The sequence below is a fragment of the Kitasatospora sp. GP82 genome, from assembly GCF_029892105.1.
GTDB lineage: Bacteria > Actinomycetota > Actinomycetes > Streptomycetales > Streptomycetaceae > Kitasatospora.
The window spans coordinates 173,301-195,141 of sequence record NZ_JARZAJ010000018.1; the positions used below are offsets into that span (position 1 = coordinate 173,301).

The following is a 21,841-nucleotide window of genomic DNA, read 5'->3' on the forward strand; positions in this document are numbered from 1 at the left end:
TTCACGAGACGCTACCCGATACCCCGGGGCGAGCCGGTCGGCCAGAGCGCCGGGTCCGGCGCGAAGCGCACGGAGAGCACACCCTCGCTCATCCCCGCGCCCTGTACGGTGCAGCGGCGCAGCGCGGAGGGCAGCGGCAGGATGCGCCGGTACGAACCCAGGCCGATCACCAACTCGTCGCCGCGCCGCACGAGTTCGAGATCGGACCGGTCCGCGCCCGGCAGTGCGAGACACCAGATGAGCAGCCCCTCCTCGGCGAGGCGGTCCTCCACCCGCCAGGGCGTCTCGTACGGTACGGGCTCGATGTCGCCGTACAGCTGGGCGGCCACACCCTCCAGGGTCGGCTCGGGGCGGCGGCCGATCAGCAGCGGCAACTCGCCGAGCTCCTCGGCGAGTCCGGCGAGGCGGTCGCGTTCGCGGGCGGCCCGGGCGGCGAGCCAGGGGTCGGGCGAGTCCAGGGCGGCGACGGGCAGGGCGCGGTGGGCGACCACGGCATCGAGCCGCTGCCCGTGCAGAGCGAGGCCCGCGCGGATCCGGCGCAGCTCGTCCGGACTGTAGTGGTCGGCGTCCACCACCAGGCGGACCGAGGTGCCAGGGTCCTCGACGACGGCGCGCGCCTCGGCGAGGACGGCGGCGGCCTTGGTGCGGGCCTCGAAGAGCCAGTCGGCGGGCATCGGCATCCCGGCGACCGCGGCCAGCAGCGGGCGCAGCGCGCGGGCGGCCTGGCGCTGCTCCGGCAGCAGCCGCTCCAGGTAGCGGGTGAGCTGCTCGGGCAGGGCGAGGGTGGCGATCAGCTCGGCCGGGTCGGGGGCGGCGACCACCAGGACCTCGGCCTCCGCGGTGCGCAGCGCGCGCAGCAGGGCGAGCTGGCGGATACCGGGCAGAGGGGTGAGCTCCTCGGGGTCGAGCGGGACGGCGCCGATCAGGTCGAGGGCGGGGCCGAGCCGGTCGCCGAATCCGTCCAGGGCCGAGCGGAAGGCGTCCTGTTCGTCGACCCGGGCGGCCGTGAGGTGCTCGGCGTACGGGGCGGGCCGCTCGGTGAGCCGGATGCCGAGGGCGGCGTCCAGCGCGCGGTGCGGGTCGGCGGCGGCCAGCAGGAGGGTGCGCCGGCCCCGGCCGGCAGCGTGCAGGGCAGTGGCGGCGGCGATCAGTGCCGAGCCGTCTCCGCTGACCAGGATCGTCCGCACCGACCCGGCCTCAGCCCTCGACGCGCTTCTTGAGCCCGGCCAGCGCGCGGTCGATGATGACCTTCTCCGCCTTGCGCTTGATCATGCCGAGCATCGGGATCTTCACGTCCACGGCGAGCTGGTACGTCACTTCGGTACCGCCCGAGACGGGGGCCAGGGCGTAGGAGCCGTCCAGGGAGCGGAGCATCTGGCTCTTCACCAGCGTCCAGCCGACCTCGCGGTCGTCGTCCCAGGTATAGGCGAGGACGTGCTCGTCGCGGATCGCCCCGGCGTCGAGCAGCAGACGGACCTCGGCGGCCCGGCCGTCCTCGGTGCTCTTCAGCACCTCGATCTCCTTGACCTCGCCGGTCCACGCCGGGTACGCGGCGAAGTCCGCGATCACGGCCATGACCTCGGCCGGGGTCGCGGCGATGGTGATGCTCGACCTGGTGTGTTCCGCCATGGAACGGTCCTCCGCGTCTCTTCCGATATGCGCCCAGGGCAGGCTATCGCGCCGGGGAATCGCTTCAGTGCCGTGGGGCACCCGGTGAACAGGGGAGATCCTGGCTACCGGCGAGTCACCTTTGCGCTGTCATAGGGTGCGAGTCGAATACTCCCCGACCTGGTCGAACGGTGTGACTCTCGGAACAACCGGACCGACACCCCTGGTCGAATCCACCTACCGGGCAGTAACGTCCTGCCGTCCCGCAGCGTCGCAGACGAGGAGCAGTCTTGCTCGAGTTCAGCCTTCCGGCCCGCTACCAGGTTCCGAGCGGCGGTAACCTCTCCGACCTCGTCCACCAGAACGCCGAGCGGCACCCGGACGTTGCGGTTGTCAGTCGCAAGGTGGACGGTCACTGGACCGAGCTGACGGCTGTCCAGTTCCTTGCCGAGGTGCACAGCGCCGCCAAGGGCCTGATCGCCTCGGGCGTGCAGCCGGGCGACCGGGTCGGCATCATGTCGCGCACCCGCTACGAGTGGACGCTGCTCGACTTCGCGATCTGGAGCGCGGGCGCGATCACCGTCCCGGTCTACGAGACCTCCTCCGCCGAGCAGGTGCAGTGGATCCTGGGTGACTCCGGCGCCGTTGCCGTGATCACCGAGACCGACGCCCACGCTGCCGTGGTGGACGGCGTCCGGGACCGGCTGCCCGAGCTGAAGCACACCTGGCAGATCGAGGCGGGCGCGATCGCCGCCCTCGCCGAGGCGGGCGCCAAGGTCGCCGACACCACGGTGACCGAGCGCCGCTCCGTCCCGACCTCCGACTCGATCGCCACCATCGTCTACACCTCGGGCACCACCGGACGTCCCAAGGGCTGTCAGCTGACGCACGGCAACTTCCTTGCCGAGCTGGGCAATGTGACGGCCCGTCTGGAGCCGCTGTTCCGCACCGGCGAGAGCTCGGTGCTGCTCTTCCTGCCGCTGGCCCACGTCCTGGGCCGGATCGCCGAGATCGCCTGCGCGATCGCGCCGATCAACCTGGGCCACGTCTCGGACATCAAGGACGTCACCGGCGAGCTGGCCTCCTTCCGCCCGACGCTGATCCTGGGCGTGCCGCGCGTCTTCGAGAAGGTCTACAACACCGCACGGACCAAGGCGCAGGCCGACGGCAAGGGCAAGATCTTCGACCAGGCCGCCGACACCGCCATCGCCTACAGCCGGGCACTGGACCAGGGCGGCGCCGGCCTGATGCTCAGGCTCAAGCACACGGTCTTCGACAAGCTGGTCTACAGCAAGCTGCGCACCGCCCTCGGCGGCCGGGCCACCCACGCGATCTCCGGCGGCGCCCCGCTCGGCGAGCGGCTCGGCCACTTCTACCGGGGCATCGGCTTCACCGTCCTGGAGGGCTACGGCCTGACCGAGACCTGCGCGGCCACCGCCTTCAACCCGCACGACAAGCCGAAGATCGGCACTGTCGGCCAGCCGCTGCCCGGCTCCTCGGTCAGAATCGCCGAGGACGGCGAGGTGCTGCTCAAGGGCCCCCAGGTGTTCACCGGCTACTGGAACAATCCGACCGCCACCGCCGAGGCCCTGCACGACGGCTGGTTCGCCACCGGCGACCTCGGCAGCCTGGACGAGGAGGGCTACCTCTCCATCACCGGCCGCAAGAAGGAGATCATCGTCACAGCCGGCGGCAAGAACGTCGCCCCCGCCGTGATCGAGGACCGGATCCGCGCCCACGCCCTGATCGGCGAGGTGATGGTGGTCGGCGACCGGAGGCCCTTCATCTCCTGCCTGGTCACCATCGACGAGGACTTCTTCCCCAAGTGGAAGGAGCTCAATGGCAAGTCCGCCACCGCCACGGTGGCCGAACTGCGTGACGACGCCGACCTGCTGGCAGCCGTCCAGGCTGCGGTGGACGACGGCAACCTGGCCGTCTCGCATGCCGAGGCGGTGAAGAAGTTCCGCATCCTCGACACCGTCTTCTCCGAGTCCAGCGGCCATCTGACGCCGTCGCTCAAGCTGAAGCGCAACGTCGTCCTGAAGGACCACGCGGCCGACGTCGAGGCCCTCTACCAGCGCTGAGCAGGAACCCTTCAGGGGCAAGGGGTGAGCGTTCAGGGGCGCGGGGCTCTGAACGGTCACCCCTTTTCCCTGAGGGGCCCGGCGCTCAGGCGGCCAGCAGTGAGGTGAGCCGTCCGGCCAGCAGGTCCCAGCGCCAGGAGCGGTCCACCCAGCGCCGCCCGGCCTCGCCGAGGCGTCGGCGCAGATCCTCGTCGTGCAGCAGCCGGACGATCCGCTCGGCCGTCGCCCCGGTGGAACGGCCGGGGACGACGTACCCCGTCTCGCCCTCCAGGACGGCGTCCGGCGCACCGCCCGAGTCCCCCGCGACCACCGGCAGCCCGGTCGCCGAAGCCTCCAGGTAGACGATGCCCAGACCCTCCACGTCCAGGCCGCCCCGGCGGGTGCGGCACGGCATGGCGAAGACGTCCCCGGCGCCGTAGTGCGCGGGCAGCTCCTCCCAGGGCACCGCTCCGGTGAAGCGCACCGAACCGGTCACGCCCTTGGCCTCGGCCAGCTTCTCCAGGTCCGCCCGGTAGGGGCCGTCGCCGACGATCAGCAGCACGGCGTCCGGCACGGCCGCCAGGATCTGCGGCATCGCGGCGATCAGGGTGTCCTGGCCCTTGCGCGGCACCAGCCTGGAGACGCAGACCACCACCGGGCGGTCGGCCAGGCCCAGGCGGGCCCGGATCTCGGCGCCGCCGGAGTCGGGCCTGAAGGTCTGCTCGTCCACACCCGGCGGCAGCTGCACCATCCGCCCGGCGGCCTCGGGGCCGACGGCGGCCGCGATCCGCGAGCGGGTGTACTCGCCGAGGTAGGTGAGCGTGTCGGTGCCCGCACCGATCCGGCGCAGCAGCTGACGGGAGGCGGGCAGCTGGGCCCAGGCGGCCTCGTGGCCGTGCGTCATGCCGAGCAGCCGGCCGGCTCCGGCCCGGCGCAGTGTCGGAGCCATCAGTCCGAGCGGTGCGGCGGCACCGAACCAGACGGAGTCGCAGCCCTCGGCCCGCAGGATCTCGGCGGCCCGCCGGGTGACCCTGGGGGTGGGCACCATCATCCTGGTGCGGTCCCTGATCACCGGAAAGGGCTGCTCGGCGTCGAACCGGGCCACCTCGCGGCCGTCACGCCAGTCGGAGGCGTACACCACAATGCTTCCGGCGGGCTGCCGAACGGCCATATTGTGTACGAACGCCTGGATGCCGCCGGGCCGCGGCGGAAAGTCGTTGGTGACGATCAGGGTCTTGTGCATGCCACGGCTCGCTCGGTCGGGGGGTGCTCGGTGTACCGCTCGCTGATCCGTACCATAGGTCAACACCGCGGCTCGCCGGGAACGCGGCTGGGCTTCGCAACCGTTTCCCTCCCGTGCCGGTCCGGACAGACGGGGGGTCTCGCGGACCGCAGGAGCAGGTGGCCCACCACCAGTAAGAGCCGATCCGTACAGAGCTGATCGACGTCCACGCGATGTCCGCCTGGAGACGAACGAGGGAGCGCAGTGGAGTTGGTCCCGGCCGGTGTCACCGGCAACACGGGTAGTACGGCGCTGCCCGCGTCCCGCCGCCCGGCCGGTGGCGCGCTGTGGGGGCTGGCGGGCGGCTGGGTGGTCACCCGGGTCCTGATCGTACTGATGGTGACCGGGGTGCTGCGGATCTCCGGCGCGGACGTCACCGCCGACGTCTCGGTGATCTACCACGGCTGGTTCGAGGTCCTGCAGACCGGCACCTTCCCGCTGGACGACGTGACCTGGCAGTACCCGCCGGGTGCAGCGCTGGTGATCCTGCTCCCCGGCCTGCTGCCCTGGTCCTACCTGGTCTCGTTCTTCGTCATCTGCGGTGTGCTGGACGCGCTGGCGATGGCCCTGCTGATGCGGGCCGGAACCCGCCGGGGCCGCAGCTTCACCGGCGCCTGGGTCTGGGTGGCGGGCGTCCCGCTGCTCGGGCCGACGGTCTACTGCCGCTACGACATCCTGGTGACGGCCGTGGCGGTGGCAGGGCTGCTGGCACTGCTGCGCCGGCCTGCCATCGGCGGGATCCTGCTGGGCTTCGGCGGCCTGGTGAAGATCTGGCCGGTGCTGGCTCTGGCGGGCACCCCGCGCGGCCGCCGTACCCGCCGCTCCTGGACTGCCGCGGTGGCCACCATGAGCGCGCTGGGCTTCCTGCTGGCGGCCGGGATGAACGGCGCCTTCGAGTTCCTGAAGTTCCAGCGGGACCGGGGCATCGAGGTCGAGTCGGTGGGCGCGCTGCCGCTGCACTTCGCCCGGCTCGCGGGCACCTGGCACGGCCAGGTCTCGATGAACTACGGCTCCCTCGAACTGCTCGGCCCCTGGGTACCGCTGATCTCCCGGCTGTCGGTGGCGGCCACCGCGATCGGCTTCGGCTGGCTGCTGCTGTGGCGGCTGCGGGCCAGGCGCTGGCAGCCCGCGACCACCTATGACGCCGCCCTCACCGCACTGCTGATCTTCACCGTGACCAGCCGGGTGATCAGTCCGCAGTACCTGATCTGGCTGGTCGGTGTGGCGGCGGTCTGCCTGACCGTACGCGGCAGCAGCCAGAAGCCGGTCGCGGCGCTGATCCTGGTCGCCACGATGTTCACCACGCTGGAGTTCCCGATCCTCTTCGGCCAGGTGCACAACAGCCTGCCGTGGGGCGTGGCCGTGCTGACCGTACGGAACGGGCTGCTGCTGGTGGCCACCCTGCTTTCCTGCCGCCGCCTGTGGCGCTCCACCAGGGGCGCCGACGCGGAGCGCACCGTCGTCCTCCCGGCGCTGGAACCGGCCGGTTACCCGATCCGTCCCGGCATCGCCTACGAGCAGGACCTGCTGGACGGGCTCGGCACTACGGGTGCACCGGCAGGCGGCGGACCTCGCTGAGCCACCGGCTGGTGAACTCGTCCAGGCCGATGCCCAGTTGGGACCGGAACAGCCCGTCGAGGGCCTGCGCCCGTCCACTCCCGGGATCACTCGCGCCGACCGCCCGGTAGAGCGCGACCAGGTGCGGCTCACCCCACTGGCGGGCGATCAGATCGCAGGCGAGCCAGGCGAGTTCGTACGCCTGGGCGATCCCGGCCGAGCCGGCGGCGAAGTCCGCGTCGAGGGGCAGCGCGCTCGGCAGGCGACCGGCCGCCACGTCACTCGTGAGCTCGGGGGTGATCTGCCGGGCGGTGCGCCCCCTGCCCCGGTAGCCGGTGTAGTCGGCGACCCCCTCGGACAGCCAGAGCGGCGTCCAGGGCCTGGTGTCGGCCCGGGTGGCGACATGGGTGGTCTCGTGGGTGGTGACGACCCGTCGTCCGAGGTCGCTGAGCCCGGCGTACGCCTCCGGGTTGAGCAGCACCCGGTCCGCGGCGGTGCCGTGCGGGGCTCCGGCGGCGGCCGTGGTGACGGCCGCTATGCCCTGGTAGTCACCGGCCGAGACGCCCAGCAGCCGGGCGAACTGCTGCTCACTCTGCGGGGTTTCGATCAGCAGCCGGCCGGCCCAGCCGTCGCCCCAGACCTCCTCGACCGCCGGCACCGCCAGGTCGGCGATCGCTGCCGTCTTCGCCAACTCCGCGACCTCGGCCAGGCCGAGGACCAGGCTGCGTCTGCCGCGCACCACCTGGACGGTGCCCAGATCCCAGAGCGCGGCGGCCCCGGACGGCTCGTCCCCGGCGAGCAGCCAGCCGCCGCCGGTCCGGACGAACTCCAGGGTGCGGCCCATCAGCGCCGGGTGGTCGTCGATGCCGTGCAGCCGGTGGCCCAGGTCGGCGGAGGCCGTGAACCGGTCCGCACCGTCCGGCTCCTCGAAGGCGGTGAGCCGGTAGAAGAGTTCGGCGAAGGGCACCTGGTACTGCCGGGCGAGCACCGCCTGCTGGGCCGGCCTGGCCTCGGGGGCGACGGTGGCGAGCAGCCCGGCCACATCGAGGCCGAGCAGCGCCTCGGCCCGCCGGGCCAGCAGAGCCTCGATCTCCGGGCGGACGGGCGGCCCGCCCAGGGCCGGCGGCGCCGCCTGTGCGGCGGGCCGCGCCGCCGGCCCGGAGAGCAGGGCCAGCCCGCCGGCCGCCAGCAGCAGCGCCCCGCGCCGGGACAACAGCGGCCGACCTGCCCCGGTCGGCCGGGGCAGGTCGGTGACCAGTGGCTCCTGGTCCGCGTTCAGACCCGCACCACCCCGGCCACCGGCATCGCGCTGACACTCTCGTAGCGGACCCTGGCACCCGGGTAGGGGGCGTGGACGACCACCCCGCCGCCGGCGTACATGCCGACGTGGTGCATGTCGCTGAAAAAGATCACCAGGTCTCCCGGTCGCGCCTCGCTCAGGCTGATCCGCCGCCCCGCGTACAGCTGCGCCTGCGAGGTGCGCGGCAGGGTCACTCCGGCCTGCCGCCAGCTCCAGTACATCAGACCGGAGCAGTCGAAGGTACGCGGGCCGGCGGATCCGTAGACATAGGGCGAGCCGATCTTGGACATGGCGGCGGCCAGCGCGACGGCGGCACGCTCGGAGGAGGCGGGCTGGTCACCGAGGTCGAGCCGGTCGGTGCCGCGGGTGGAACGCTGCTCGGCCTCGCCGGCGTCCTCGACGGCCATCCTGGAGCGCTCGGCCGCGCCGAGACTGCTGAGCAGCTGCTCGGCCCTGGCGAGCCGCTGCTGGATCTGCTGCTTGCTCGTCGCCAGGGTGCGGCGGGTCTCCTCCAGCTCGGCCAGCTTGGCGGTGGTCTCGGCGCGGCGCTGGTCCAGTCGCAGCTGGCGGTCGACCACCTGGCGCACGGCGTCGCTCTGCCGCTCGGCGGCCTGCTTGGCGCTGCGGGCCCGGCTGAGGTATCCGGCCGGGTCGGAGTCCAGCATCAGCGCCACGGTCGGGTCGATGCCCCCGGACCGGTACTGGCCGGCGGCGACCGCCCCGAGGTCGGAGCGCAGCCGGTCCAGCTCCTCCTGCCCGGCGGCGAGCTGGGTCTGGAGCTCACCGGTTTCGCTCAGGAGCCGCCGCTGGTACTCCTGGGCGGCGTTGAACTTCTCCGAGGCCCGCTCGGCCTCCTCGTACAGCTGGTCGACCTGGGCCTTGACCTCCTGCCTGGAGGGCGGATCCGCGGGCGAGCCCGGGGCTGCCCGGGCCGTCCCCCCGAACGTCATCCCGAGTGCGGTGGTGGCCGCTGCCGTGAACACCAGCGCGCGGGCCAGCCGCTGCGCGCCCGGCAGGTGGGAACGGCGGTGCGTCGACATGGGGGCGGCTGCTCCATTCGTCCTTGCTGAGGTCCGGGGGCAGACGTTAGCGAGTCCCGGGGATCTAGTCCAAACCCTTGCAACACCGAATATTTGAGCACTAATCGGACATCAGCCCGACCGCCGGGAAACGCCGCAGGTCCGGCCCTCGGAGACGAGGGCCGGACCTGGGAGCGGAACTGCGACCGGATCAGATCCGGATGATGGCCGCGATCGGCAGCACGGTGGCGGACATGTACTTGACGTTCTCGCCGGTACGCGGAGCGTGGATGACCTGACCGCCGCCCGCGTACATGCCGACGTGGTGCATGTCGCTGTAGAAGACGACCAGGTCACCGGGCTGGGCATTGGCGATGTCGGTACCGATGTTGGTACCGGTCGCCCCCTGCTCCTGCGAGGTGCGCGGAATCGAGACGCCGGCCTGGGCGTACGCCCACTGCATCAGACCCGAGCAGTCGAAGGAGCCCGGGCCCTCGGCACCCCACTGGTAGGGCTTGCCCTCCTGGCTCTCCGCAAAGGCGAGCGCACGGGCAGCGTACGAGCCCGACGGGACGTTGATGCTGCCACCGGCCTTGCTGCCGCCACCGCCACCGCTGCCACCACCGAGGTCCGGGCGGCTGTCACCGCGCGAGGCACGGGCGTTGGCAGCAGCGTCCGCGGCAGCCTGGGCCTGGGCCAGCTGGTCGCGCTCCTGCTGGGTCAGAGTGTCGAGCAGGGTCCGGGCCTGCGCCAGCTTCCCCTGGACCTCGTCCTTCTGCGTCTTGAGGTCCTTGGTGGTGGAGTCCAGCTCGGCCAGCTTCTGCTGGGCCTCTGCCTTCTGCTGGTCGAGCTTCTGCTGCTCGGTCTTGAGGGTCTTCAGCGCGTCGGCCTGGGAGACGCCGAGCTGGCTGAGCGAACCGGCCTGGGTCAGGAAGGAGTCCGGGCTGCTGGAGAGCATCAGCTGGACGGTCGGGGATATGCCGCCGTTGCGGTACTGCTCGGCCGCGATCTCGGCGAGCCCGCTCTGCACGGAGCTCACCTGGTCCTGCTCCCGCGCCACCTGGTCCTGAAGGTCGTTGACCTGCTTCTGCAGGGTCTGCTGCTTCTCGGCGGACGCGTTGTACTGCTCGGTGGCGACCTCGGCCTGCTGGTTGAGCTGGTCGACCTGGGTCTTGACCTCGTCCTTGGTCGGCTTCGGGTCGGCGTGCGCACCGGCCTGGGAGGAGAGGGCCACGGCGGTCGCGGCTGCTGCGGTCAGGATGGTGACGCGGGTGCGGCTGGCAGGCTTGGGACGACGATGGGACGCCACGAAGGCGGACTCCTTCTTCCTACGGCCGCCTACCGGGTGAGCTGACGGGTTCGGGCTGGAAGAGATGCCCTACGACGCCTCACCGGCCCACCGTCAGTGACGGCCCGACCGGCCTGGCGCCGATTCACCCCGAGGAACGTGGTTCCCCGGCTCCGATCCGCAGCGCCCCCGCAGGGGCTTCCCCGTAAGGCAGTTGACCTGCCCCGCTGCCTCTCGGACTCGGCGGTAACCCCCGCCGCCACCCTGGCTGGGTGATCGACCGTGCGGTGGTTCAGGTCACGACCCTAGTAACGAAACCGTGATCCGTTCAAATCCTTGTCAGAAAAAAGTCTGAGCGATAGTCCACTTTTTATGTGAATACGACCGAGCGTGACGGCGAACACACGGTGAGCTGAGCGATTTTCAGCAAATGGACATGGAACAGGCCCGCCGATGTGCCCCGTATCACAGAGCGATTTCGGCGAGCCCGCGCGTGTCACCAGACGTCAGTTGTGGCGCCTGATCACCAAATGTCCGGTTTTGAACCGGCCGTCAGACGCGGCGGATGGTGTCGATCGGCAGCGCGTCCGCCTGCATCACCTTCACCACGTCACCGGTGTGCGGAGCATGCACCACCAGGCCGTTGCCGATGTACATCCCGACGTGGTGCGCGTCGCTGAAGTAGATGACCAGGTCACCGGGCTGCGCCTGGGCCAGCGAGGGCACCTCGGAGCCGACACCGGCCTGCTCCTGCGAGGTACGCGGCAGCGAGACACCGGCCTGCCCGTACGCCCACATCATCAGACCCGAGCAGTCGAAGGTGCTCGACCCCTCGGCGCCCCAGACGTAGTCCGAGCCGCGCTTGCCCATCGCGAAGCCGACCGCCGCCTGGGCATAGCCACCGGCGTTCGGCAGGTTCTTGAGGTCGAAGCGGGAGTCGCCGCGCGAGGCCCGGTCGGCGGCCTCCACCGCGGCCCGCTGCTGCGCGGTGAGGCTGCCCAGCAGGGTCTTGGCCTCCTGCAGCTTCTGCTGCACCTGGGCCTTGGCGTCGTTCAGGGTCTGGGTGTTGCGATCCAGCTCGGCCAGGACGGAGGCGGCCTCCTGCTTCTGCTGGTCGAGGCGGAGCTGCTGCTCCTTGAGCGCCTTCAGGATGTCCGCCTCGGTCCGGTTGACCTGGTCGGCGCTGGACGCCTGGTCCAGGTAGCCGTCCGGGTTGGCGGAGAGCATCAGCGCCACGGTCGGGTCGATCCCGCCCGAGCGGTACTGGTCACCGGCCACGGCGGAGAGGCTGTTCTGCAGCTGCGTCAACTGGTCCTGGCCGCGCGCGACCTGGTCCTGCAACTGGTCGGCCTGCTTGCGCAGCTGGTCGGCCTTCTCCTGGGCGCCGTTGAACTGCTCGGCCGCCTTCTCCTGGTCCTGGTTCAGCTGGTCGATCTGGACCTTGACCTCGTCCGTGCTCGGCTGGGCGGGCGCCGCGTGGGCACTCGCGTTGGCCGACAGGGCGACCGCGGTCGCTGCCGCAGCGGTCAGCACGGAGACCCGTGCACGGCTCGGCTGCTTGGGGCGGCGGTGGGAGGCCAAGGGACAAGCTCCTTCTTCCTGCTGGACCCGTCCGATCGGGCGGAAATCCGGAAAATAGGTTTGACGCCAGACCCTAGTGAAGATGACGGATTCGCGCCACTCCCCTATCGGCCCGAACTTCCCACCCCTGGACCACTTTCACCGGACCGCCACAAGCCCACCACCGACCCCTGACCAACGGTCACGCCCGATCCCCCGATCCCGAGCACCTGGCCGCGCCGCGCCCCTGGCACCGCGCGCCGTCGCCGCCCGCGAAAAGACCCGCAAGTCAGGACCGTGACAGCCGGTTGAGCAGCAGCACCGACGCCACCGGGCGCGCCCCCGCCTTCCGTACGCCCTCGGCAACCTCCTTGTCGGCGGAGACCACCACCACCGGCCGCCCCTGAGGCTCGGCCCGCACCAGGCGCCGGATCAGCTCGTCCGCCGTCTCCCCGGTCCGGCTGAACCGCACCCGGACTCCGCGCGGCGGGGCCATGATCACCGGTACGTCCAGGTCCTGCCCGTCGAACACACAGGTGACCTCCGCCTGGGTGCGCTGGGCCAGCATCGCCAGCCCACCGAGCAGCCTGATCCGCTGCTGCTCCAGCGGCAGCGTCGGATAGCCGGTCTTGGTGACGTTGTAGCCGTCCACCACCAGATGGACCTGAGGGATCGCCAGCAGCTGGTCCAGCAGCGCCGGGTCGTCCTCGGCCAGCCCGCGCCTGGCCACGTCGTTCGGCGAGGCGGAGCCGGGTACCACCGCATCCACCAGATCGGCCGGACGGATCTGCGAGACCGGCAGCGCCAGCTCGCGCTGAAGGCCCTGCGCCGAGTGCAGCACGGTGTCCAGCAGCAGCCGCAGCCGCATGTCCTCGATGCTGCGCCCCTCCCTGGCCGAGCGGCGACCGGCCTCCAGGGCCGTCTCCAGCTCGGAGATCCGGTGCCGCAGCCGCCGGGCCTCGCCCTCGGCGGCGTTGCGCTCGGTACCGGCGGAGGCCCTGGCCGCCTCCAGCTCCGTCTGCAGCTTGCGTGCCTCGGCCTGGGCGCGCCGGGTGTCGCTCTCCAGACTGCGGACCCGCTTGCGCAGCGACTCCGCCTCGCGGCGGACGCCCTCGGCATCGGCCCGCTGCCGGTCCAGGTCGGCCCTGGCCTGCGAGCGCACCTCGGCCAGCTCCTCCTGGAGCTTCTCCACCAGTCGGGCGGCCTCGGCGGCCGCGCCCTCCGCACCCGCCCGCTCGACCTGCTCCCCGGCCTCGGCCACCAGCCGGGCCCAGCCGGCCGGCCGCAGCAGGTAGGCGGCGGCCGCGACATCCATCGGATCGGCGGCGCCGGGCACGCTCCCGGACTCCAGCGCCCTGACCAGCTCGGGCTGGCCGAGCCGGAGGCGGTCCGCTATGCGAAGCCGGAACGGCGGCTCGGACTCCAGGGCGGCGGCCAGCGCCGTCCCGGCGTACTTGGCCCGACGGGCCGGAGTGAACTTCGCGTACTGGCGCAGCGAGGCGGGCACATCGGCGGCCGGGAGCCCGCCGAGTGCGTCGGCCGCAATCCCGACCACCCGGCGGCGGACACCCTCGGGCAGCGGCCGGTCCAGCTGCTCGACGGGCGCGTCGACGGCGGCTTCGGCGTCGTCCTGCGCAGCCGTCTCCGGCTCAGGGCCCGGTTCGACGCCGGCCACCTGGACGGGGACGGCCTCGTCCACAGCGGGCGGATGCCCCTGCGGCTCGGCCGGCCCCCTCGCTGTGTCCACCACGTCCTCGGCTCCGATCCTGCTCTGCGGGTTCCGTACGGCCCGTTGCCGCTGCCCTCAAACCCACCGCTCTCTGCAATTGTCCCGTGTACCGTGCCCCACCCGGGACCATGCCACACACCGGGACATCAACACCGGGGCCCCGCCCCGGCCCGCGCCACGGGCGCTCGGCTACTGGGACGGGGCCGGCCGGGGTCAGACGTCCTGCGGCTCCTCGGCACCGGGGGCACCGGGGCGGGCCACCAGCTCGACCTGGTCCACCGCGTTGCACCAGCGGCAGCGAACGGTCTCGATGGTCTCGGTGAGGACCTCGGTCTCCTCCACCTTGGGCTCGCCGGCCAGGTCGAAGTGCAGATACTCGACCACCTTGGCCGAGCGGGTCACATCGAAGCGGGTCAGGTTGCCACAGAGCGTGCAGCGCCAGCGGGTCTCGGCGGTGGGGGCGGCGATGCTCATCGGCCCGGTCCTTTCGGTCGGTGCTGTCCCTCGGCTGTCGCCCAGGTCGTCTGCGGGACTGATTCTGCGCGACTGGTGCAGTGCGGGGCCCAAGCCTATTGCCTGCCCGCACCCCGTCCGCCACCGGTACGGACCTTCCCGACGCCCGACCTGCGGGTAGCCCACACGCAGTACACCGCCGTGTCGTTGACGACGACCCGAGGAATGCTCGTCAGCATGGCGACTCCCGTCCTCCACCAGCTCCCCACCCAGGACGGCGCCCCGCCAGCCAGGGCCCCGGTGGTCACCCTCGCCCTGATCGCGTTCAGCGCGCTGATCCTGCTGATCGGGCCCAGCTTCGGCCTCAACCCCGCCTACGGCACCGGCCCGGCCCGGGTCTGCGCCGAACAGCAGTACGAGCAGCGCTGGGGTGCGGTGCCCGCCGAGCTGGTCGGCAACCGTCCACTGACCGCAGCTCAACTGACCGAGCTGCCGCCGGCCGTGCCCGACTGCCGGATCTCCCCCACCCCGGACAAGATCCCCGCGCTCTCCGTGCTCACCGCCTTCTTCGTCCACGCCGGGTGGCTGCACCTGGTGGGCAACATGCTCTTCCTCTTCGTCTTCGGCCCCGGCGTCGAGGAGCGCTTCGGCCGGATCCGCTTCCTGCTCGGCTATCTCGCCGTCGGCTCCCTGGCCACCTACGGCTACGCGTACGCCGAGGTCGACTCGTCGGAGGCGGTGCGCGCGCTGATCGGCGCCTCGGGGGCGATCGCCGGGGTGCTCGGCGCCTATCTGCGGCTCCACCCGAGAGCCAGGGTCACCGCGCTGGTACCGCTGCTGTTCTTCCTGCCGCTGCGCTTTCCGGCCTGGCTGGTACTGGGCCTGTGGTTCGTCCTGCAGTGGTGGTCGGTGCGCGCGGGCGGTTCCGAGGTGGCCTATCTGGTGCATGTGATCGGCTTCGCCACCGGGTATCTGGCCACCTGGGCGGTGACCTGGGCGCGCCCCGATACGCTGGCCCCACCCCCACGGACAGGAGCCGACGAGTGATCACCGCGATCGTTCTCATCAAGACCAGCGTCGACCGGATCCCCGAGATCGCCGAGGCCATCGCCGCCATCGAGGGCGTCAGCGAGGTGTACTCGGTGACCGGCGGTTACAACCTGGTGGCGATGGTGCGGGTGCGGCGGCACGACGATCTGGCCGCGGTGATCCCCGGGAAGCTCAACAAGGTCCCCGGGGTGCAGGACACCCAGACGCAGATCGCCTTCCGCACCTACTCCCAGCACGACCTCGAAGCCGCCTTCGCGCTGGGCCTCGACGAGTAGTACGCCCTGGCGGCCGGTCAGCCCCGCAGCGTGTCCGCGACGCAGCGCCCGCCCTCGCTCCGGTAGGTCCACCGCGCGCCGTCCGTGATCAGCTCCCGGACGGCCGCCAGGAAGCGCTCCAGGTGCTCGTCCGGCGTACCGGCGCCGAAGCTGACCCGGATCGCGTTCAGGCTGCGCTCACCGGGCAGCGAGGGCTCCGGCGCGCCACAGGTCGAGACAGGTGCCGGGCTGTCCTCACCCAGCAGCGTGCGGACCAGCGGGTGCGCGCAGAACAGGCCGTCCCGCACCCCGATGCCGTACTCGGCGGAGAGCGCCGCCGCGAAGTGCGAGCTGTTCCAGCCCTGGACGACGAAGGAGAGCACCCCGACCCGCGCCGAGTCGGTGCCGAACAGGCTGAGCACCTTGACCTCGGGGATCCGTGCCAGCCCGTCCTTCAACCGCTCGACCAGCTGCTGCTCCCGTGCCTGAAGCTCGTCGAACCCGGCCTCGGTCAGCGCCCGGCAGGCCGAGGCGATGGCGTACGCACCGATCACATTGGGCGAACCGGCCTCGTGCCGGGCCGGTCCCCGGTGCCACTCGACGGCCACCGAGCCGTCCGCCTCCCGCGCCACCGTACGGCTGGCACCGCCACCGGCCAGGTACGGCTCGGCCGCGTCCAGCCAGTCGCCGCGCCCGGCCAGTACACCCGCGCCGAACGGGGCGTACAGCTTGTGGCCGGAGAAGGCGATCCAGTCGACGTCCAACTCCCGGACGGAGACCCGGTGGTGCGGGGCCAGCTGCGCGGCGTCCAGCACCACCCGGGCGCCGTGCCGGTGAGCGACCTCGGTCAGCTCGGCGACCGGCCAGAGCTCCCCGGTGACGTTCGAGGCACCGGTCACGCAGAACAGGCGCGGGCCGTCCCCCTCGGTCGCGGCGGCCTCGGCGAGCGCGGCATCCAGCGCGGCGACGGCCTCGGCGTGCGAGCGCGGGGCACGCAGGTAGCTGACCTCCAGGCCCTCCCCGCGCCAGGGCAGCAGCGAGGCGTGGTGCTCGGTCTCGAAGGCGAAGACCCGTGTGCCCGTCGGAACCGCCCCGGCCAGCAGGTTGAGCGAGTCGGTGGTGGCCCGGGTGAAGACCACCTGGTCGCCCTCGCGCAGGTCGAGGAAGTCGGCGACGGTCCGGCGGCTCTGCTCGTACAGGTCGGTGGAGAGCTGCGAGAGGTATCCGGCCCCCCGGTGCACGCTGCCGTAGTACGGGGCGTAGGCGGCGACGTCGTCCCAGACCCGCTGGAGCGCCGGGGCGCTGGCGGCGTAGTCGAGAGCGGCGTAACCGACCTTCTCGCCGGTGACCAGCGGGACCTGGACGTCGTGGCCGAGGACGGTGAGCGGGGCGCAGGTGTCGGTGGCAACGGGCATGACAGAACACTCCTCTGGGGTCGGGGACCCCGGGAGTGCAGATGTGCCGGGCGTCCGCGCTTGCCACGCAGACGAATCGCCACGTGACCCGGTCCTCACCCAGGGCACCCCGCCACGGACGGAGGGTTGCCGGACAGCAAGCTGGGGCTTGTCGCTGTCACTCATGACCTGCCGTGGACTCTAGGCGAGCCTCCGAAGAACGGTCAAACGCGATCCCACAGTTCGGACACCACTCCCCCTCAAAGCCGTGGGCCGACGCCTCAGGAGCAACGGGGTTGCCGCTCAGAACCGCGCACCCCTGAAAAGCTGCCGTTTGCCCCTGAGGTATTCACGTCCTCTCAGGCGCGCGCGGTGGCGTCGGCCCAGTGCTTCAGCACGTCCTGCGCCGCACCCGAGTCGATCGCACCGGCCGCCCGCTCCATCCCCGCCCTGAGCTGCTCCGCCAGCGGCGCCTCGGTCAGCTCCAGAGCCACCAGCGCGGCGGCCGTGTTGAGTAGGACGGCGTCCCTGACCGGCCCTCGCTCCCCGCCCAGCACCCGGCGCGCGACGCTCGCGTTGTACTCGGCGTCGGCGCCGCGCAGCGCCTCGATGCCGACCGGCTCGATGCCGACCTCACGCGGGTCGAACGCGGTCTCACGGACCTGACCGTCCTTCACGATCCAGACCCGGGAGGTGGTCGAGATGGTCAGCTCGTCCAGCCCGTCGTCGCCCCGGAACACCAGCGCGGAGGCACCCCGCCGGGCCAGCACTCCCGCGATCAGCCCGGCGAGACGGGTGTCGAAGCAGCCGATCGCATGCGCGGTGACATGGGCCGGATTGGTGAGCGGGCCAAGGATGTTGAAGGCGGTCGGCACGGCAAGGTCACGCCTGGCCTGGGCTGCGTGCCGCATCGCGGGATGGAACCTGGCGGCGAAACAGAAGGTCAGACCGACCTCCTCGGCCACCTCGGCGACCCGGCGGGCGCTGAGGTCCAGGTTGATGCCGAGCTTCTCCAGGACGTCGGAGGAACCGCTGGCGGAGGAGGAGGCCCGGTTCCCGTGCTTGACGACCTTCGCCCCGGCGGCGGCCGCGACAACGGCCGACATGGTGGAGATGTTGACGGTCTTGGCCCGGTCCCCACCCGTGCCGACGATGTCCACCGCGGGCCCGGGGATGTGCAGCGGCTCGGCGTGCGCGTACATCGACTCGACCAGGCCGGAGATCTCGTCCACCGTCTCGCCCTTGGCCCGCAGCGCGACCATGAAGCCGGCCATCTGCACGGGGGTCGCCTCGCCGCTCATGATGCGGTCCATCGCCCAGGCGGCGTCGGCCTGGGCGATGTCGGCACCGGACAGCAGGGCGCTCAGGAGATCGGGCCAGGTGCGGACCACCTGCGCGGGGTCGCTACCGCCGTTCGCAGGGTTCACGTTCACCATTGGCTGACTCCAGCTCTCGTCAAGACACTGTCGAAAGGAATGGAGCCAGCCTATCGAGCGGCCGGGCGACCGTGCCTCGGTCCTCCGAGCACTTCTCTCCTGCTGAGACGCCCACCCGCTTGGAGTGCTAGTGGTGGGCGGGTGTCCGCGCCTCGATCCTGGCCCGCAGCAGCGCAGCGACCGCCTCACCCAGCGCCACCGGGTCGACCGGCTGTGCGATCGCGGCATCCGCCCGGCTCCAGGCGGCCAGCCAGGAGTCCTGCGGTCGGCCGATCAGCACCAGTACCGGCGGGCAGCCGTAGATCTCGTCCTTGATCTGCCGCGCCACCCCGAGCCCTCCGGCCGGGACGGCCTCGCCGTCCAGGATGCAGAGGTCGACACCGCCGCGCTCCAGCGCCTTCAGTACGGCCGGCACCGTCGCGCACTCGTGGTACCGCAGCCCCGGGAGGTCGGCGGCGGGCCGCCGGCCAAGTGCGAGCGTCACCTGCTCGCGGGTGTTGCGGTCGTCGCTGTAGACGAGAACGGTGAGCGTCTCGTCGGTCGTGTGCGCCATGGGCCCTGCTCCCGGGTGCTCGTCCTCTATAACGTCTGCTCCGACGAGTCCAGTGTGATCCGGACCACGTCCACTTCCGGATGCTACTCCCGACCACCCGCCGAGGTGAGCCTCTGGCGCGATCTCGCTCAAGCCACCACGCAGTGGTCTCACCCAACCGGGGGACGGGCCGTCACCCTCGTGCGCGGACATCACCCGAACGGCGGACGCGCTAACCCACCGGGGCCCGTCGGCGCGGCAGTGACACGCGGGGCAAAGGGGTGCTCGACCGTCCGCACCGACCCGTGGCCGGCCAGAAGAACCGTCAGAAAACGGACACCGTCCCGTTCAACCGGTCTCCGGACGCCCCGTCGGGCTCCAACTGGGCATACCGCACGCACCGGACACTCCGAGGGAGACCCCCCGGCGTGAAGACGGAATAAGGGACCGACATAATGTCCGTCGTGGCGACAGCAACAGCAACAGAAACCGGACACGCGCACGGAGCGGTCAACAGGCCGAACCTCGTCAGCGTCGGAACCATCGTCTGGCTGAGCTCGGAGCTGATGTTCTTCGCGGCCCTGTTCGCGATGTACTTCACGCTCCGCTCGGTCAAGGGCGCAGAGTTCTGGACCGAGAAGGCGCACGCCCTCAATGTGCCCTTCTCCTCGGTGAACACCACGATCCTGGTGCTCTCCTCCCTCACCTGCCAGCTCGGCGTCTTCGCCGCCGAGCGCGGTGACGTGAAGAAGCTCCGTTCGTGGTTCACCATCACCTTCGTGATGGGCGCGATCTTCATCGGCGGCCAGATCTTCGAGTACACCGAGCTGGTCAAGAAGGACGGCCTTTCGCTGTCCTCCGACCCGTACGGCACGGTGTTCTACCTGACCACCGGCTTCCACGGCATGCACGTGACGGGTGGTCTGATCGCCTTCCTGCTGGTCCTGGGACGGACGTACGCAGCCAAGCGGTTCACGCACGAGCAGGCCACCGCCGCGATCGTGGTGTCGTACTACTGGCACTTCGTCGACGTCGTGTGGATCGGTCTGTTCGCGACCATCTACCTGATCAAGTAACCAGCTGATCAGGTCGCTGGCCGCCGGCCGGAGCCGAAGGCTGCACCGACCGACCGAACGCGCGTCCCCCGAAGCCGGCCCTGAGCAGACCGCGCCGCCGGGAACGCCCACCAGCCGACCAGATCCTGACACCGGGGTTATTCCGTGAAAAAGCTCTCCGCACGACGGCGCCACCCACTGGCGGCGCTGGTCGTCCTACTTCTCGCCCTGGCGGCCACCGGGGGGCTGTACGCCGCGTTCGCGCCCGCCGAGAAGGCGCAGGCCGACACCTCGGCGCAGTCGCTCGCGATTGATGAGGGCAAGAAGCTCTTCGCCGTGGGCTGTTCCTCCTGCCACGGCCTGAACGGCCAGGGCTCCTCGGACGGCCCGAGCCTGGTCGGCGTCGGCTCCGCCGCCGTCGACTTCCAGGTCGGCACCGGCCGTATGCCCGCGCAGCAGCCGGGTGCCCAGGTCCCGCGCAAGAAGGTCGTCTACAGCCAGGCCGAGATCGACCAGCTGGCCGCCTTCGTGGCCTCGCTCGGCCCCGGCCCGGTCGCCCCGACCAAGGACCAGTACACCTCCACGGACCCGAACGACGTGTCCAAGGGTGGCGAGCTGTTCCGCACCAACTGTGCCCAGTGCCACAACTTCGCCGGCCAGGGCGGCGCCCTGACCCGGGGCAAGTTCGCGCCCTCCCTCGATGGTGTCGACCCGAAGCACATCTACGAGGCCATGCAGACCGGCCCGCAGAACATGCCGTCGTTCCCCGACTCCACCATGCCGGAGGAGCAGAAGAAGCAGATCGTGGCCTTTGTCCGCCACACCACCAATGAGGAGCCCAACCCCGGTGGTCTGGCCCTGGGCAGCCTCGGTCCGGTGACCGAGGGTCTGTTCGGCTGGATCTTCGGTCTCGGTGCACTCATCGCGGTCGCGATCTGGGTCGCCGCCCACACCACCAAGGCCAAGAAGTCATGAGCCACGACATTCCTGAAGAGAAGCTGCCGGAGGCGCACGACGCCTCCCACGGCCACGAGGTCGCCACCCACGGCGACCCGTTCGCCGACCCGGGCCTGCCGGCCCACGAGCCCCGTCGTACCGACATCGACGAGCGAGCCGCCAAGCGCGCCGAGCGCCAGGTCTCGCTGATGTTCCTGGTCTCGATGCTGGCCACGATCGGGTTCATCGCCTCGTACGTGATCTTCCCGATCGACAAGATCATCTACGTCTTCCCGCTGGGCCACATCAGCGCGCTGAACTTCGCGCTGGGCCTGACGCTGGGCGTGGCGCTGTTCTGCATCGGCGCGGGCGCGGTCCACTGGGCCCGCACCCTGATGTCGGACCACGAGATGCCGGCCGAGCGTCACCCCATCGAGGCTGACGACGAGGTCCGCAACGACGTCATCGAGCAGTTCAAGACCGGTGCCGCGGAGTCCGGCTTCGGCCGCCGCAAGATGCTGCGCAACACGCTCATCGGTTCGATGGCGCTGGTGCCGCTCTCCGGTGTCATGCTGCTGCGCGACCTGGGCCCGCTGCCCGAGAAGAAGCTGCAGCACACCAACTGGAAGGCGGCCACCGAGGCCAAGCCGATCCAGCTGATCAACATGAACACCAACGAGCCGATGAAGGCCGAGGACATCCAGGTCGGCTCGCTGACCTTCGCCAAGCCCGAGGGCCTGGAGGAGTCGGACGAGGACTTCCAGCAGCGCATCGCCAAGGACGCCCTGATGCTCGTCCGGATCGCTCCGGAGGACATCAAGGACAAGAACTCCCGCGAGCTCGGCTTCGAGGGCATCCTTGCCTACTCCAAGATCTGCACCCACGTCGGCTGCCCGATCAGCCTGTACGAGCAGCAGACCCACCACGCGCTCTGCCCCTGCCACCAGTCGACCTTCGACCTGGCGGACGGCGCGCGCGTGATCTTCGGCCCGGCCGGTCACCCGCTGCCGCAGCTGAAGATCGTTACTGACGAGAAGGGCTACCTGGTCGCCACCGGCGACTTCGCCGAGCCCGTCGGCCCGAGCTTCTGGGAGCGCTCATGAGTTCCGCGAGCAGCGTCAGCACCGACGCAAAGCCCAGCAGCGGCAGCACGCGTGCCAACCCCGCCAACAAGTGGGAGGCGGCAGCTGACTGGACGGACGGCCGGGTGGGGATCTACTCCCTCGCCAAGGCCAACCTGCGCAAGATCTTCCCGGACCACTGGTCCTTCATGCTCGGTGAGATCTGCCTCTACAGCTTCGTCATCATCATCCTCACGGGTGTGT

At 71.0% G+C, this 21,841-nt stretch carries 19 protein-coding genes, 1 pseudogene and 2 riboswitches; of the genes and pseudogenes, 8 read left to right on the forward strand and 12 right to left on the reverse strand.

Annotation, left to right across the window (positions count from 1 at the left end; all coding sequences use genetic code 11):
- Positions 1–11 precede the first annotated feature (11 nt).
- Both P3T39_RS20940 and P3T39_RS20945 read right to left on the reverse strand, forming a co-directional pair.
- Positions 12–1,187 carry an ArsA-related P-loop ATPase gene (locus P3T39_RS20940; protein ID WP_280699986.1) on the reverse strand — a complete coding sequence of 392 codons (1,176 nt, stop codon included), beginning with the start codon at positions 1,185–1,187 and terminating at the stop codon, positions 12–14.
- 10 nt (positions 1,188–1,197) lie between these two features.
- Complete coding sequence (locus P3T39_RS20945) at positions 1,198–1,629, reverse strand: SRPBCC family protein (RefSeq protein WP_280699987.1); 432 nt, start codon at positions 1,627–1,629, stop codon at positions 1,198–1,200.
- Between the two features lie 269 nt (positions 1,630–1,898).
- Here P3T39_RS20945 and P3T39_RS20950 point away from each other — a divergent pair, with 269 nt between their 5' ends.
- The gene (locus P3T39_RS20950; RefSeq protein WP_280699988.1) at positions 1,899–3,692 is read left to right on the forward strand and encodes a long-chain fatty acid--CoA ligase; all 1,794 of its coding nucleotides are present in this window, start codon (positions 1,899–1,901) and stop codon (positions 3,690–3,692) included.
- An 85-nt stretch (positions 3,693–3,777) separates the two neighbouring features.
- On the opposite strand, the gene P3T39_RS20955 is transcribed toward P3T39_RS20950, so the two are convergent.
- Positions 3,778–4,914: a glycosyltransferase family 4 protein gene (locus P3T39_RS20955; RefSeq protein WP_280699989.1), complete on the reverse strand. Its 1,137-nt coding sequence runs from the start codon at positions 4,912–4,914 to the stop codon at positions 3,778–3,780.
- Between the two features lie 243 nt (positions 4,915–5,157).
- Between P3T39_RS20955 and P3T39_RS20960 the strand changes: the two genes are divergently transcribed.
- Positions 5,158–6,531 (forward strand): glycosyltransferase 87 family protein, encoded by a 1,374-nt coding sequence (locus tag P3T39_RS20960; protein ID WP_280699990.1) that lies wholly within the window; start codon positions 5,158–5,160, stop codon positions 6,529–6,531.
- On the opposite strand, the gene P3T39_RS20965 is transcribed toward P3T39_RS20960, so the two are convergent.
- The 6 genes from P3T39_RS20965 to P3T39_RS20990 all read right to left on the reverse strand — a co-directional run bounded on the left by P3T39_RS20965 (position 6,497) and on the right by P3T39_RS20990 (position 13,880).
- Positions 6,497–7,723 carry a hypothetical protein gene (locus P3T39_RS20965; protein WP_280699991.1) on the reverse strand — a complete coding sequence of 409 codons (1,227 nt, stop codon included), beginning with the start codon at positions 7,721–7,723 and terminating at the stop codon, positions 6,497–6,499. The genes P3T39_RS20960 and P3T39_RS20965 overlap by 35 nt on opposite strands.
- A 62-nt stretch (positions 7,724–7,785) precedes the next feature.
- Positions 7,786–8,850, reverse strand: a complete 1,065-nt coding sequence (locus tag P3T39_RS20970) for a C40 family peptidase (protein WP_280699992.1) — start codon at positions 8,848–8,850, stop codon at positions 7,786–7,788.
- 190 nt (positions 8,851–9,040) lie between these two features.
- A complete protein-coding gene (locus P3T39_RS20975; protein WP_280699993.1) occupies positions 9,041–10,138 on the reverse strand; it encodes a C40 family peptidase in 1,098 nt (365 codons plus the stop codon).
- Between the two features lie 10 nt (positions 10,139–10,148).
- Positions 10,149–10,313, reverse strand: a riboswitch (cyclic di-AMP (ydaO/yuaA leader).
- A gap of 356 nt (positions 10,314–10,669) precedes the next feature.
- Positions 10,670–11,698: an NlpC/P60 family protein gene (locus tag P3T39_RS20980; RefSeq protein WP_280699994.1), complete on the reverse strand. Its 1,029-nt coding sequence runs from the start codon at positions 11,696–11,698 to the stop codon at positions 10,670–10,672.
- 268 nt (positions 11,699–11,966) lie between these two features.
- On the reverse strand, positions 11,967–13,268 hold the full coding sequence (locus tag P3T39_RS20985) for an NYN domain-containing protein (protein WP_280700017.1): 1,302 nt from the start codon (positions 13,266–13,268) through the stop codon (positions 11,967–11,969).
- 351 nt (positions 13,269–13,619) lie between these two features.
- The gene (locus P3T39_RS20990; RefSeq protein ID WP_280699995.1) at positions 13,620–13,880 is read right to left on the reverse strand and encodes a hypothetical protein; all 261 of its coding nucleotides are present in this window, start codon (positions 13,878–13,880) and stop codon (positions 13,620–13,622) included.
- Between the two features lie 216 nt (positions 13,881–14,096).
- Here P3T39_RS20990 and P3T39_RS20995 point away from each other — a divergent pair, with 216 nt between their 5' ends.
- Positions 14,097–14,906 carry a rhomboid family intramembrane serine protease gene (locus P3T39_RS20995; protein WP_280699996.1) on the forward strand — a complete coding sequence of 270 codons (810 nt, stop codon included), beginning with the start codon at positions 14,097–14,099 and terminating at the stop codon, positions 14,904–14,906.
- On the forward strand, positions 14,903–15,184 hold the full coding sequence (locus P3T39_RS21000) for an Lrp/AsnC ligand binding domain-containing protein (protein ID WP_280699997.1): 282 nt from the start codon (positions 14,903–14,905) through the stop codon (positions 15,182–15,184). Before P3T39_RS20995 ends, P3T39_RS21000 begins: the two co-directional genes overlap by 4 nt.
- Positions 15,185–15,201: 17 nt before the next feature.
- Here the strand turns inward: P3T39_RS21000 and P3T39_RS21005 are convergent, their stop codons facing one another.
- The 3 genes from P3T39_RS21005 to P3T39_RS21015 form a co-directional block, all read right to left on the reverse strand.
- Positions 15,202–16,578 (reverse strand): aminotransferase class V-fold PLP-dependent enzyme, encoded by a 1,377-nt coding sequence (locus tag P3T39_RS21005; protein ID WP_280699998.1) that lies wholly within the window; start codon positions 16,576–16,578, stop codon positions 15,202–15,204.
- A gap of 51 nt (positions 16,579–16,629) precedes the next feature.
- Positions 16,630–16,747, reverse strand: a riboswitch (SAM riboswitch).
- A gap of 169 nt (positions 16,748–16,916) precedes the next feature.
- A complete protein-coding gene (gene trpD, locus P3T39_RS21010; RefSeq protein WP_280699999.1) occupies positions 16,917–17,993 on the reverse strand; it encodes an anthranilate phosphoribosyltransferase in 1,077 nt (358 codons plus the stop codon).
- A gap of 127 nt (positions 17,994–18,120) precedes the next feature.
- Positions 18,121–18,546, reverse strand: a complete 426-nt coding sequence (locus P3T39_RS21015; protein WP_280700000.1) for a hypothetical protein — start codon at positions 18,544–18,546, stop codon at positions 18,121–18,123.
- Positions 18,547–18,980: 434 nt separating this feature from the next.
- Here P3T39_RS21015 and P3T39_RS21020 point away from each other — a divergent pair, with 434 nt between their 5' ends.
- The 4 genes and pseudogenes from P3T39_RS21020 to P3T39_RS21035 all read left to right on the forward strand — a co-directional run.
- Complete coding sequence (locus P3T39_RS21020; RefSeq protein ID WP_280700001.1) at positions 18,981–19,601, forward strand: heme-copper oxidase subunit III; 621 nt, start codon at positions 18,981–18,983, stop codon at positions 19,599–19,601.
- A 144-nt stretch (positions 19,602–19,745) separates the two neighbouring features.
- A complete protein-coding gene (locus tag P3T39_RS21025; RefSeq protein WP_280700002.1) occupies positions 19,746–20,555 on the forward strand; it encodes a c-type cytochrome in 810 nt (269 codons plus the stop codon).
- The gene (locus P3T39_RS21030; protein ID WP_280700003.1) at positions 20,552–21,619 is read left to right on the forward strand and encodes a Rieske 2Fe-2S domain-containing protein; all 1,068 of its coding nucleotides are present in this window, start codon (positions 20,552–20,554) and stop codon (positions 21,617–21,619) included. The genes P3T39_RS21025 and P3T39_RS21030 overlap by 4 nt, the downstream gene beginning before the upstream one ends.
- Positions 21,616–21,841 (forward strand): annotated as a pseudogene (locus P3T39_RS21035) (ubiquinol-cytochrome c reductase cytochrome b subunit); the annotation flags it as partial. The gene P3T39_RS21030 and the pseudogene P3T39_RS21035, both read left to right, overlap by 4 nt.